At 73.0% G+C, this 12,381-nt stretch carries 10 protein-coding genes; 2 read left to right on the top strand and 8 right to left on the bottom strand.

What is annotated here, in order from left to right:
- The first annotated feature begins 444 nt into the window (after positions 1 to 444).
- Entirely contained in the window at positions 445 to 1,200 is a 756-nt protein-coding gene (locus tag ABZ449_RS01770; RefSeq protein WP_360338360.1) for a lysoplasmalogenase, read from the top strand.
- A gap of 78 nt (positions 1,201 to 1,278) precedes the next feature.
- Here the strand turns inward: ABZ449_RS01770 and ABZ449_RS01765 are convergent, their stop codons facing one another.
- The 7 genes from ABZ449_RS01765 to ABZ449_RS01735 form a co-directional block, all read right to left on the bottom strand.
- Positions 1,279 to 1,902 carry a hypothetical protein gene (locus ABZ449_RS01765; RefSeq protein WP_360338357.1) on the bottom strand — a complete coding sequence of 208 codons (624 nt, stop codon included), beginning with the start codon at positions 1,900 to 1,902 and terminating at the stop codon, positions 1,279 to 1,281.
- A 168-nt stretch (positions 1,903 to 2,070) separates the two neighbouring features.
- Entirely contained in the window at positions 2,071 to 2,874 is an 804-nt protein-coding gene (locus ABZ449_RS01760; RefSeq protein WP_360338803.1) for an exodeoxyribonuclease III, read from the bottom strand.
- A 137-nt stretch (positions 2,875 to 3,011) separates the two neighbouring features.
- On the bottom strand, positions 3,012 to 4,802 hold the full coding sequence (ggt, locus tag ABZ449_RS01755) for a gamma-glutamyltransferase (protein ID WP_360338354.1): 1,791 nt from the start codon (positions 4,800 to 4,802) through the stop codon (positions 3,012 to 3,014).
- 239 nt (positions 4,803 to 5,041) lie between these two features.
- Positions 5,042 to 6,148 (bottom strand): ROK family glucokinase, encoded by a 1,107-nt coding sequence (locus tag ABZ449_RS01750; RefSeq protein ID WP_360338351.1) that lies wholly within the window; start codon positions 6,146 to 6,148, stop codon positions 5,042 to 5,044.
- Positions 6,145 to 7,065, bottom strand: coding sequence for an ATP-binding cassette domain-containing protein (locus tag ABZ449_RS01745; protein WP_360338348.1), 921 nt, complete (start codon positions 7,063 to 7,065; stop codon positions 6,145 to 6,147). The genes ABZ449_RS01750 and ABZ449_RS01745 overlap by 4 nt, the downstream gene beginning before the upstream one ends.
- Positions 7,062 to 8,108, bottom strand: coding sequence for an ABC transporter permease (locus ABZ449_RS01740; RefSeq protein ID WP_360338345.1), 1,047 nt, complete (start codon positions 8,106 to 8,108; stop codon positions 7,062 to 7,064). Before ABZ449_RS01740 ends, ABZ449_RS01745 begins: the two co-directional genes overlap by 4 nt.
- A complete protein-coding gene (locus ABZ449_RS01735; protein ID WP_360338342.1) occupies positions 8,105 to 9,124 on the bottom strand; it encodes a sugar ABC transporter substrate-binding protein in 1,020 nt (339 codons plus the stop codon). The genes ABZ449_RS01740 and ABZ449_RS01735 overlap by 4 nt, the downstream gene beginning before the upstream one ends.
- 311 nt (positions 9,125 to 9,435) lie before the next feature.
- Between ABZ449_RS01735 and ABZ449_RS01730 the strand changes: the two genes are divergently transcribed.
- On the top strand, positions 9,436 to 10,569 hold the full coding sequence (locus ABZ449_RS01730; RefSeq protein WP_360338339.1) for an alpha/beta hydrolase-fold protein: 1,134 nt from the start codon (positions 9,436 to 9,438) through the stop codon (positions 10,567 to 10,569).
- Positions 10,570 to 10,746: 177 nt separating this feature from the next.
- Here the strand turns inward: ABZ449_RS01730 and ABZ449_RS01725 are convergent, their stop codons facing one another.
- On the bottom strand, positions 10,747 to 12,339 hold the full coding sequence (locus ABZ449_RS01725; RefSeq protein WP_360338336.1) for a helix-turn-helix domain-containing protein: 1,593 nt from the start codon (positions 12,337 to 12,339) through the stop codon (positions 10,747 to 10,749).
- Between the last annotated feature and the right edge of the window lie 42 nt (positions 12,340 to 12,381).

Raw genomic sequence — 12,381 nt, 5'->3', positions numbered from 1 at the left:
TGCGGGTCGTCAGCACCGCTCGCCGCGACCGCCCCAGGCCCCCTCTCGGCGGGACCGGTTCCGGGACCGGCTCCGGGACCGGCACCCGGACCGCCGTCAGGACCGGCTTCGCGTACGGCGAGGACGGCGGCGGCGGTTCCCCGTCCTGCCCCGCCCGCGCGTCCGTCCGGCCTGCCGGCCACCCGGGTGGCGCCGACCGCGTAGTCCTGCTGATCCATGTCGGGGTCCAGACTAGACGGTGCCCGGGCCACCCGACGGCAGCAACCGCCTTCCTGAGGAACTCTCCGCAAGAGCCCTCGAAGCGGGGGCCCGCGCTCCGCCGGCCGGCCGGCCCGTCACCGCCGCGTCCCCGTCGTGGTTACGCGCGGGTAACCCGGCCTTCCGCCGCCGGTCCGGCTCCTCTAGGGTCGGGTCCGAAGCAACGGCTCACCGGGAGGCGCACGCATGACTGTCCGTACCACCAACCGCGCCGGCCTCGGGGCCCGCCTGCGCTCGGCCACCGGTCTGCTGGGCGGTTTCGCGGCCACCTCGGTGGCGCACCTGGGCGCGATCGCCTCCGGTGCCTCCGTGCTCCGGAACGCGACCAAGCCGGCCCTGATGCCGCTGCTGGCCGCGCAGAGCGTGGCGGCGGCCAGGCAGGCCGGGCAGGAGGCGCCGAAGCTGCTGGCGCCGGCACTGCTGCTGAGCGCGGGCGGGGACGTGCTGCTCCAGCTGAAGAACGAGCCCGCGTTCCTCGCGGGCATGGGATCGTTCGCGGCGGCGCACGTCTGCTACGTGACGATGTTCGTCAAGCGCGGCGCGCTCACCGACCGCCGCCGCGCCCTGATGGTCGCGGCCGCGTACGCGACGGCCTGGGTGACCCTGGTCGGGCAGCTCTGGCCGGACCTCGGGGACCTGCGCATCCCGGTGGCGGGCTACAGCCTGCTGCTGGCCTCGACGGCCGTCACCTCGGCCGGGCTGGGTTGGCGGACCGGGCTGGGCGGGGCGCTGTTCCTGCTCTCCGACACGCTGATCGCCACCCAGCTGGCGAAGTGGCGGGAGCTGCCGGGCCATCAGTTCTGGATCATGGCGACCTACGTGCTGGCCCAGTACCTGCTGGCCGACGGCACCCTCCGGCACCAGGACCGGCTCCACCGCGAGGCCGGCGAGGCCAGCGAGGCCAGCGAGGGCTTCGGCAGCGCCGGGCCGCGGACCGCGTGACACGCCGCCGCACCGCCGGTCCCGTCGGGTTCCAGCGGCGCGGCACAGGGGCGCGCGGGGAGCGCGGTGGTGAGGCCCTCAGGCACCGCGCCTCCGCAGCAGCCAGAAGCCGGTGACCCCGCCCGCGACCAGCACCAGGCCGCCGGCCAGCTCCGCCGGGTTCGCCGCGACCGAGCCGCCGAGACCGGTCTGCACCGAGCCGTGCGGGGCGACCTGCTGACTGCCGGCGCCGGACTGCCCGAGCGAACCGGCCCACTCCCCCGCGGCCTCGCCCCACTCGCCGAGGCTCTTGTCGGGATTCTTCTGGGGATCCTTGTCGGCGCTCTTGTCCGGGGTGGTGGAGGCTGCGGTGGTGACGGTGACGGTGGTCACGAAGGCGCCGCCGTCCGGGCAGGTGCCGTCGACCTTGCTGTCCCCGGCGTGCTCGCCGGCCAGTCGGGCGGAGCCGCTGTGCTTGCCGTCGGGGCCCAGGGTGAGGGTCGCCGGACCGCCCTCGAAGGCGGCGGAACGGGCGGTGATGGTCTTGGCGTCGGGCTTGTCCGACTTCTCGCAGGCGACCGTGACCGTCACGGTCTGGCCCGGTGCGGCCTGGGACGGGCTGACCGAGGCCGCACCGTCCCTGGCGGATGCGAGGGGGGCCGTCAGGCCGGTCAGCGCCGTCGCGCCGATCAGGGCGGCGGCGGCCGTACGCATGGGGCGCATGCCGGAACCTCCGGGATTCTCGGGTGCGACCGGGGGACTCCCATGTCCACGTGGTCGATCGACCGCACCCGGTCATTCACCGACGGTAGGGACCCGCCCCGGTCCCGGCCAGCGCTCACGACCGTTCGGGTTACGGCCCGTGACCCGGTGTGACGCCCGCGGCGCCGCTCAGAGGTCGAGGTCCACCACGACCGGCGCGTGGTCCGAGGTGCCCTTGCCCTTGCGGGCCTCGCGGTCCACGTAGCTGTCGGTGACGGCGTCGACGAAGGGCTTGTTGGCGTAGGTGAGGTCGATCCGCATGCCCCGGTTCTTGGGGAAGGCCAGCTGGCGGTAGTCCCAGTAGGTGTAGGGGCGGTCGTACTTGAGCGGGCGGGGCAGCACGTCCTGCAGGCCGATCTCGCCGAGCGACGTCAGTGCGGCGCGCTCGACCGGGGTGACGTGGGTGAGTCCCTCGAAGGCGGCGGCGTCGAAGACGTCCTCGTCGGTCGGGGCGATGTTGAAGTCCCCGAGGACGGCGAACGGGCGGGAGCCGGCGGCGTCCTCGGTGGCGGCCTTGCGCAGGGCCTCCAGCCACTCCAGCTTGTACTGGTAGTGCGCGTGGCCGACCTCGCGGCCGTTGGGCACGTAGACCGACCAGACCCGGACCGGGCCGCAGGTGGCGGCGACGGCGCGCGGCTCCACCTCGGGCAGCAGGGCGCCGTCGGCGAGGTAGCCGGGCTGGTCGGGGAGGCCGCGCACGACGTCGTCCAGGCCGATCCGGGAGACGATCGCGACGCCGTTCCAGCGGCCGTTGCCGTGCGCGGCCGTCTCGTAGCCGAGCTCGCGGACCGCCTCGTACGGGAAGGCGTCGGCCGCGCACTTGAGCTCCTGGAGGCAGAGCACGTCGGGCTTGGCGCTCTCCAGCCACTCCAGGAGCTTGGGCAGCCGCGCAGTGACGGAGTTGATGTTCCAGGTGGCGATGCGGACGGTCACGGCGGGCGGCCTTCCCGGGGGTTCGGTGCGGACGGAGGTGCGGACGGACGTGTGGACGGACATGCGAACGGGGTGGGCCGCCCCTCGCGGACGGACCCACCCCGAACATACCGTCCGGCACCGACAGGCCGGGCCGGTCAGCGCGTGGGCCGGACCACCGCGGCCGAGCCGCCGCCGCGCCGCACGGGTTCGGCGGCGGCCACCCAGCGGCCGTCCGGCAGCCGTTCCACGCCGGTGGCGGCGCCGATCTCGGCGACGCTGGTGAAGCTGTGCCCGATGCCCTCCAGCGCGGGCCGCTCGGGCAGCGCCAGGAAGCCGGGCTCGGCCTGGGTCGCGGCGGTGTTGCGCTGGCTGGCGCGCGGCGCGGCGATGGCCTGCTCCAGGCTCAGGCCCCGGTCGAGCCGGCCGAGCAGCACCTGGAGGGTGGTGGTGATGATGGTCGCGCCGCCGGGGCTGCCGGTGGCGAGCAGCGGCTCGCCGTCGCGCAGCACGATGGTCGGGGAGAGCGAGGAGCGCGGCCGCTTGCCCGGGCCCGGCAGGTTGGGGTCGGGGACCCCGGGGAAGAGCGGGGTGAAGTTGAAGTCCGTCAGCTCGTTGTTGAGCAGGAAGCCCCGGCCGGGGACGGCGATGCCGCTGCCGCCGGTCTGCTCGATGGTGAGCGTGTACGAGACGACGTTGCCCCAGCGGTCGGCGACCGTCAGGTGGGTGGTGTTGGTGCCCTCGTACGGTTCGTCGGCAGCCGGCCCGGCGGTCTCGCAGTCGGCCGGGTGGCGCGGGTCGCCGGGGGCCAGTGGGCTGGTGAGCGCGTGGTCGGGGCTGATCAGGCAGGCCCGGGAGGCGGCGTAGCGCTCGGAGAGCAGCTCCCTGGTGGGGACGTCGTTGAAGGCCGGGTCGCCGACCCAACGGTTGCGGTCGGCGAAGGAGATCCGGGAGGCCTCCAGGAAGTGGTGGTAGTACTGGGTGCCGCTGTACGTCGAGACGTCGCCGCCGTCCTCCAGGATGTTGAGCGCCTCGCCGACGGTGGTGCCGCCCGAGCTGGAGGGGGCGATCGAGTAGAGGTCGTAGGCGCCGTGGGAGACGTGGGTGGGCGCCTGCTCGCGGACCCGGTAGGCGGCGAGGTCGGTGGCGTCGACCTTGCCGGGGCGGGCGTTGCGGCCGGAGGCCGGGTCGACCGGCGGGTGCTGCACGGTGTTGACGATGTCCCCGGCCAACTCGCCCTGGTAGAAGGCCTTGACGCCGTCCTTGGCGAGCAGCCGGTAGGTGGCGGCGAGGTCGGGGTTGCGCAGCAGGGTGCCGGTCTCGGGGGGCTTGCCGTTCGGCAGGTAGAGCGCGGCGGTGGCCGGGAAGTCCTTGAACCGGGCGTAGTTGTCGGCGGTCTGGCCGCGGAAGGTGTCGTCCACGACGAAGCCGTTGTCGGCGATCCGCTCGGCCGGTTCCAGGTTCTGGGCGAGCGAGCGGGTGCCCCACCTGCGCAGCGCGGTGTCCCAGGTGGCGGCGGTGCCGGGGACTCCGACGGACAGGCCGCTGGTGACGGCGTCGGCGAAGGCCAGCGGTTTGCCGTCCTCCAGGAACAGGCCCGTGTCGGCGGTGCGGCCGGTGGTCTCCCGGCCGTCGATGGTGTGCACCCGGCCGGTGGCGTGGTCGTAGTAGACGAAGTACCCGCCGCCACCGATGCCGGAGGAGTACGGCTCGGTGACGCCGAGGGCCGCGGCGGCGGCGACGGCCGCGTCCACCGCGTTGCCGCCCTTGCGCAGCACCTCGATGCCGGCGGCGGTGGCGTCGGCGTCGACGGTGGCCACCGCACCGCCCCTGCCCACCGCCTCCGGCACCTTCGAGGGCGGGGCCGCGGCGCCGGCCGGCCCGACGCCGGACCAGACCAGTGCGGTGGTGAGCAACAGAGACGGCGCGAGACGGGCCAGAGCTCTCATGCGAGTCCTCCTGAGTCGACGTCAACTCATCAGTTGTTCCACAGGAGGCATCATCCGACAACCACACCGCGCCGCTACCAACCGGTAGTTGACGGATCGACGGGGGCAACGGGGCTCGGCGAGGACGGGGAGCACGGGGAGGACAAACAACCGACAGCTTTCAGATGACAGAAAATGAAATCTGTCATCTGAAAGCTGTCGGCTGAACTCTGTCAGTGCAGCGGCGCCCCTCGCCTGCGTTACAGCGCGGTGCGCTCCACGCGCCGCCGCTTGATCGTGCGGAAGCGCCGCGCCACCTGCCGGGCGAGGTCGGCCGCGCCGACCAGGCCCGCCTCGTTCCCGAGGGCGGCGTGCACGATGGCGGCCTCCGGGCGGAAGCCGCGCCCGGTGAGGGTGCGGCGGAAGGTGTCCCGGGCCGGACCGAGCAGCAGGTCGCCCGCCTCGGAGACCCCGCCGCCGATGACGAAGCGGCCCGGGTCCAGCGCGGCGGCCAGGTTGGCGATGCCGACGCCGAGCCAGGTGCCGACCTCGTAGAGCAGCTCGGTCGCGGTCGGGTCGCCGTCCTGGGCGGCCTCGGTGACCAGCGGGCCGGTGATGCCCTCGACCGTACCGCCGGCCCGGGCCAGCAGCGGCTGCACCACCGGCGACTCCTCGGCGACCAGCTCGCGCGCGTCGCGCACCAGCGCGTTGCCGGAGGAGTACTGCTCCCAGCAGCCCCGGTTGCCGCACGGGCAGCGGTGGCCGCCGGGCACCACCTGCATGTGCCCGAACTCGCCCGCCAGGCCGTACTTGCCGCGGTCCACGTAGCCGTCCCGGACCACCGCGCCGCCGATGCCGGTGCCGAGGGTGAGCATCACCATGTGGTCCTCGCCGCGCCCGGCGCCGAAGCGCCACTCGGCCCAGGCGGCCGCGTTGGCGTCGTTCTCCACGATCACCGGGAACCGCAGCCGCTCGCTGAGCGCCTCCTGGAGCGGCTCGTTGCGCCAGTTGAGGTGCGGGGCGAACAGCACCTTGGAGCGGTCGGCGTCGACCCAGCCGGCCGCGCCGATGCCGACGGCGTGGACGTCGTGGCGGTCGGCGAGCTGGAGCACCAGGTCGACGATGACGTCCTCGACCACCGTGGGGCTCTTGCTCTTGTGCGGCGTGTCCGTGCGCAGCTTCTCCAGCACCTTGCCCTCGCCGTCCACCACCCCGGCGACCACCTTGGTGCCGCCGATGTCGACGCCGATGGTGGGCAACCGCAGTATCCCGGCGGGCAGGGCGCGGCGGCGGCGCTCGGCGCGCGGGCCGAGGCCGAGGAGGGTGGGCAGGACGGGTGGCCGGGTGCTGCCTTGGGAGCTGGTCACGGCTGCGGACGCTCCTCACGGGGGTCGGAATCGGACGGGTCGGAAACGCCGGGCGCGGAGGCGGACGGACCGGAGGCGGACGGACCGGACACGGACGGACCGGAGGCGGCGGGGCCGGGCACGGAGGGCCGGGCCAGCTCGTGCGACAGCTCGGCGAGGTCGGAGCCCCCGGCCATCTCGGTGGTGAGCTGTTCGAGGCTGATCTCGGCACGCGGATGGCTGCCCGCCATCCGGCCCCGCTTGAGCAGGGTGAAGTGGTCGCCGACCAGGTACGCGTGGTGCGGGTTGTGGGTGATCAGCACGACCCCGAGCCCGGCGTCGCGGGCGGCGGTGACGTACTTGAGCACCACCCCGGACTGCTTGACGCCGAGCGCGGCGGTGGGCTCGTCCAGGATCAGCGCCTTGGCGCCGAAGTGCACCGCGCGGGCGATCGCCACGCACTGGCGCTGCCCTCCGGAGAGGGTGCCGATCGGCCGGTCGACGTCGTGCAGGTCGATGCCCATCCGGGCGAGCGCCTCACGGGTGGTGGCGCGCATCCCGTCGGCGTCCAGCCGCAGGCCGCCCCAGCGGCGCATGCCCTGCTCGGAACCGAGGAAGAAGTTGCGCCAGACCGGCATCAGCGGGACGACCGCGAGGTCCTGGTAGACGGTGGCGATGCCGCGGTCCAGGGCCTGGCGCGGGGAGTCCAGGCGGACCTCCTCGCCGCCGACGGTGAAGGTGCCCTCGTCGTGCCGGTGCAGCCCCGCGATGATCTTGATCAGGGTGGACTTGCCGGCCCCGTTGTCGCCGAGCACGCAGCTGATCTCACCGGCCCGCAGGGTCAGCGAGACGTCCTGCAGCGCGCGGACGGTGCCGTAGCTCTTGCCGACGCCCTCGAGCGACAGCAGCTCGTCGCCGGCCGGAATCCCGGTGCTCATCGCGGCCCCCGCTCGGCCCGGCGCTTGACGTAGGCGTTCAGCAGCGCGGCCAGCAGCAGCATCGCGCCGAGGAAGAACTTGAACCAGTCCGGGTTCCACTGGGCGTAGATGATCCCCTTGCTGGCCATGCCGAAGATCAGTGCGCCGAGCGCGGAGCCGACCACCGAGCCGTAGCCGCCGGTGATCAGGCAGCCGCCGATGACGGCCGCGACGATGTAGATCAGCTCGTTGCCGACGCCCTCGCCGGACTGCACGGTGTCGAAGGAGAACAGCAGGTGCTGACCGAGCACCCAGGCTCCGAAACCGACGCCCAGGTAGAGCAGGGTCTTCGTCCGGGCGACCGGTACGCCGACCGCGCGGGCCGCGTCCGCGTCGCCGCCGACCGCGAAGATCCAGTTGCCGAAGCGGGTGCGCAGCAGGATCCAGCTGCCGACCACGAGCAGGCCGAGCCACCACCAGACGGTGGCCTTGATCGTCAGCCCGCCGACGGTCACCTCGGAGGCGAACAGCCAGCGGCAGGAGGCGAAGCCCTCCATGTCGGAGATCGACTTGGTGGAGACGGTGCCGGAGATCGCCTTGGTGACGCCCAGGTTGGCGCCGGTCAGCATCAGGAAGGTGCCGAGCGTGACGATGAAGCTGGGCAGCTTGGTGCGGCCGAGCATCCACCCGTTGAACCAGCCGATGGCCAGCGTGGTCACCAGCGAGACCAGCACGCCGACCCAGGTCACCGCGGTGAGCTGGTACGAGACCATCGAGGAGGTCAGCGCGGCGGTGGTGACCAGCACGCCGGCCGAGAGGTCGAACTCGCCGCCGATCATCAGCAGCGAGACCGGCACCGCCATGATCCCGATGGTGGAGGCCGCGTACAGCACGGTGCCCAGCGAGGTGACCCGCAGGAAGGGCTCGGCGACGGCGGCGAAGACCAGGAAGACCGCGACGGCGGCGATCAGCGAGCCCAGCTCGGGGCGGGCGAGGAGCCGCCGCAGGGCCGCCGGACGGCCGTCGACCAGGCCGTCCTGGGCGAGGAGGTCGGGGCTGCTCACCTGGTCCCCCTCGCGACGTACTCGGCGAGCGCGTCGGCGTTGTCCTTGGTCAGGATCTGCGGACCGGTCTCGACGGGCTTGCCGCCCCCGAGCATGTTCAGGTTGTACTTGTACAGCCAGATCAGGTCGACGCCCGTGTAGCCCTGGAGGTAGGGCTGCTGGTCGACGGCGAAGCCGACGCTGCCGGACTTGAGCCCGGACACCACCTGGGTGCCCAGGTCGAAGGTGTCCAGCTCGACGTCCCGGTGGGCGTCCTGGACGGCCTGGAGGCCGGTGGCGGCCATCGGACCGGAGAGGGTCAGCACGGTGTCGATGGCCGGGTCGGCCTGGAGCTTGGCGGAGATCGCGGCGCGGGCGTCGGGCATGTCGACACCGTTGACGTAGAGCACCTGGAAGGTGCCGCCGGCCTTGGACTGGGCTCCGGAGCAACGCTGCTCCTGGCCGACGTTGCCCTGCTCGTGGATCACGCACAGCACGTTCTTGCGGCCGCGCGAGGCCAGCTCCGTACCGGCGGCCTGGCCGGCGGTGGACTCGTCCTGGCCGATGTGGGTGAGCGCGCCGAACTTCTGCGAGAACTCCTGGCCGGAGTTGATCGTGATCACGGGGATGCCGGCGGCCTTGGCCTTGGCGAGGACGCCGGCCATGGCGTCACCCTTGGCGAGGGTGACCAGCAGGCCGTCGACCTTCTGGTCGATGGCGGCCTGGACGAGCTGGACCTGGTTCTGGGTCTGCGCGTCGTTGGAGTACAGGAAGGTGATGTTGTCCTTGGCGGCGGCCTGCTCGGCGCCCTTGCGCACAGTGTCCCAGAAGGCGTCCCCGGCGCCGGCGTGGGTCACCATGGCGACCTTCCAGCGGGGGGTGGTGACGGCGCTGCCGCCGGTGGCCGCGGCCTTGGCGCGGGCCTCCTCGGCGCGTCTGCCTCCGGTACTGCTGCAACCGGCCGCGGTGACCGCGAGTGCCAGAACGGCGCACACGGGCCAGAAGCGGCGGGACGGGCGAAAGCGGGTGATGCTCATCCCCATAGTCTCCCTTCCCCGGTCGCGCGCCATCGCACCGCCTCGCCCGGCAGGCCGAACGGCCTGGGAGGTAAGGTGCCCCGGGGGACCTTTCCTGGTAGTTCGCTGAACATCTGGTCCGGACGTGCTCCGTCCGGGTGGCAGACTTAGGCGCCGATCCGAACGGGCTCATCACGAGAAAGTGATGTTCCTCTCAGGTTCCGCACAGATTCGGACGGCAACCGATCACCGGTCCACCACCGTCTGATGCCATTGACGTGCGTCCGGGCGAGTGGGGCCCGGGCGGCGTGCGACCCGGATACGAGAACTCGATGGAACTGACAGGTACGCCATTCTTCCTCCTCACCGTCATCCTGGTGCCGGTGTCCATCACGGTGGCGCTGCTGTTCTGGGGGAAGGTCGGCGGACCGCAGCCGGTGCGTTACCTCACCCGGATCGTCATGATCATGTTCTGCCAGGTCACGGCCGTCCTGATGGTCTTCGTGATGGTCAACAACGCCAACCTGATCTACGGCAACTGGGACGACCTGCTCGGCACCGGCAACCACGTCCGCGCGGTGCCCGTGGTGGCGCCGGTCGACCCGGCCGCCGCCGCCACCCCCGGCCAGAACGCCGACGCCGCCAAGGAACCGCCGAAGGTCAAGCAGAGCTTCGGCGGCGTGAACGACCCGCTCGTCCCGAACGACGTCCAGAAGACCGAGCTCAAGGGCCAGGTGTCCGGCGTCGACGGCGAGGTGCTGGTCTGGCTGCCGCCGCAGTACAACGACCCGGCGTTCAAGGACAAGAAGTTCCCCGTGGTCGAGCTGATCCCGGGCTACCCCGGCTCCTCGTCCACCTGGTACGGCACCCTCAAGGTCTCCGAGCAGCTCAAGCCGCTGATGCAGCAGGGCAAGGTCGCCCCGTTCATCCTGGTCTCGCCCCGCACGAAGCTGCTGAACAACCAGGACGCGGGCTGCACCGACATCCCCGGCAAGATCAACGCCGACGCCTGGGTCACCCGCGACGTCCCGCAGATGGTGCTGGACAACTTCCGTGCCGACCCGTCCGCGGACCGCTGGGCGATCGCCGGCTACTCGGCCGGCGCGCACTGCGCGGCCAAGCTGTCGCTGTCCCACCCCAACCGGTACCGGGCCGCCATCGCGATGTCCGGCTACAACGACCCGGTGCAGGAGCCGGACTCCCTGGTCGGCAAGGACGCCAAGCTGCGCGAGGCCAACAACCCGGTCAACATCCTGAAGACCGCCGCGCAGCCGCCGAAGGTCGCCCTGCTGGTCAGCGGCTCCAAGGGCGACGGCTACGAGGACGGCGAGGCGATCCGCGCCGCGGCCAAGGCCCCGACCACCGTCCAGGTCGAGGAGGGCTCCGGCCCGCACACCACCGAGCAGTGGAAGAAGATGGTCCCGAGCGCCTTCCAGTGGCTGACCTCGGTCATCCCGGTCCAGTAGGCCGATCAGCGGGAACGAACCGTACGGGCAGGGCCCGTCGCGACCGTGGTCGCGACGGGCCCTGCCGCGTGTCCGGGCGCGGCGTCAGGACGGTTCTCGTCAGGCCGGTTCCTCAGGCCGGTCCTTCAGGCCGGCCCGTCAGACCGACCCGTCAGGACGGTCCGTCAGGGCGGTTCGTCAGGACAGTTCCAGCGCCAGGTAGAAGTCCACCCGGTCCTCCAGCCGGGAGAGGTCACGCCCCGTCAGCTCCTCGATCCGGCCTATCCGGTACCGCAGGGTGTTCACGTGGACGTGCAGCTGCGCGGCGCAGCGGGTCCAGGAGCCGTCCGAACGCAGGAAGGCCTCCAGGGTGCGGACCAGGTCCGCCTGGTGCTCGATGTCGTACGCGATCACCTTGTCCAGCAGCCGACCGCGGAAGGCGCGGCGCACCTCGTCCGGGACGGCGGCCAGCAGCAGCACGTGCGAGGCGAGTTCCTCGGGGCCCGCCACGCAGACCCGGCCGACCCGGGAGGCGGCGATCCGGCGGGCGTGCCGGGCCTCCTCCAGGGCGCCGCGCAGACCGCCGGCCCCGGAGGCGGGGCCGGAGACCCCGAGGGTGATCCGGCCCTCCGAGCCGAGCCCGGCCTCCAGCGGGGCGAGCAGCTCGCGCAGGGCGTCGGCGGGCACCGGGCCCTCCAGGACGGGCAGCACCACCGCGGCGCCGGTGCCCGTCCCGGCGACCAGGGCGCGGTCGGTCGCACCGCCGAGCGCCTCCTCCAGCACCGCCCGCACGGTGCCCTCCGGCAGGCCGGTGCCCTCGGCGCTGAGCACCAGCCAGGAGCCCTCCTCCGCCTGGGACTTCGACTCGGGGCCCTCGTAGCGGGCGGCCATCGCCGAGGAGGCGTACAGGGTGCGGCTGATCTCGGCCGGGTCCGCGTCGCGGCGCAGCAGGGCGAGCACCTCGTCGGCGAGGCGGCGGCGCAGCCGGCGGCCCTCGTCGCGGCGGTGGCGCTCGGCGGCGACCAGTCGGGCCAGGTTCTCGGCGAGCTGCTGGCGCTTGGCGGTCCACTCGGTGACGTCGCCGGCCACCACGAGCACCCAGTCGACGAGCGGCGCCTCGCGCTCGGCGGAGACCGGGGCGGGCAGCAGCGAGTAGGAGCCGGCCGCCAGCCGGACCCGGTGCGGGGGGCGGCGGCGCTGGCGCTGGGCGGCCAGGTGGGCGCGGACCAGCTGGTCGCGGTCCTGGACGGAGAGCCGGTCGGCGGGGCCCGCGATCACCGCGCCGGTCGGGGTGAGCACCCAGCAGTCCAGGTCGAGGTCGCCGCCGAGCAGGTCCAGCACCGCGTCCAGTCCGCCGCCGCCGGCCGCCGAGACCAGCAGGCGGTGCCGGTCGACCAGGGCGGCGAGGTCGGCCGCGCGGTCCGCGGAGACCTGGCGGCCGATGAACTCGGTGACGGTGCCGAAGGCGATGTCGTCGGGGACGGCGAGCAGTGGCATCCGGTGCCGGCGGCAGGCCTCGACCAGGTCCTCGGGCACCGGACCGACCTCGGCCTCGCCGGCCGCCAGGGCCACCGCGCCGCCGGCCGCGAGGGTTCGGACGAAGCGCTCGGAGTCGGCCGGGACGGTGCGCCAGAGCATGCCGGTGAGCACCAGTTCGCCGCCGTGCAGGTAGCGGCCGGGGTCCTGGAGGTCCGTCGTCATCACACCGCTGACCTGCCGGTCCAGCTCTTCCTCGGCCGCGAGCAGGCGCAGTCGCGGGGCACCGGGGGCGAGCAGGTCACGGACGCGCATCCGCGGACTCCTTAACGGGGCTTGGGGGAAGGACGAAGGCTT

It is taken from the genome of Kitasatospora sp. NPDC005856 (assembly GCF_040629945.1).
Classification (GTDB): domain Bacteria; phylum Actinomycetota; class Actinomycetes; order Streptomycetales; family Streptomycetaceae; genus Kitasatospora.
This window is presented reverse-complemented; position numbering and strand designations above follow the sequence as displayed.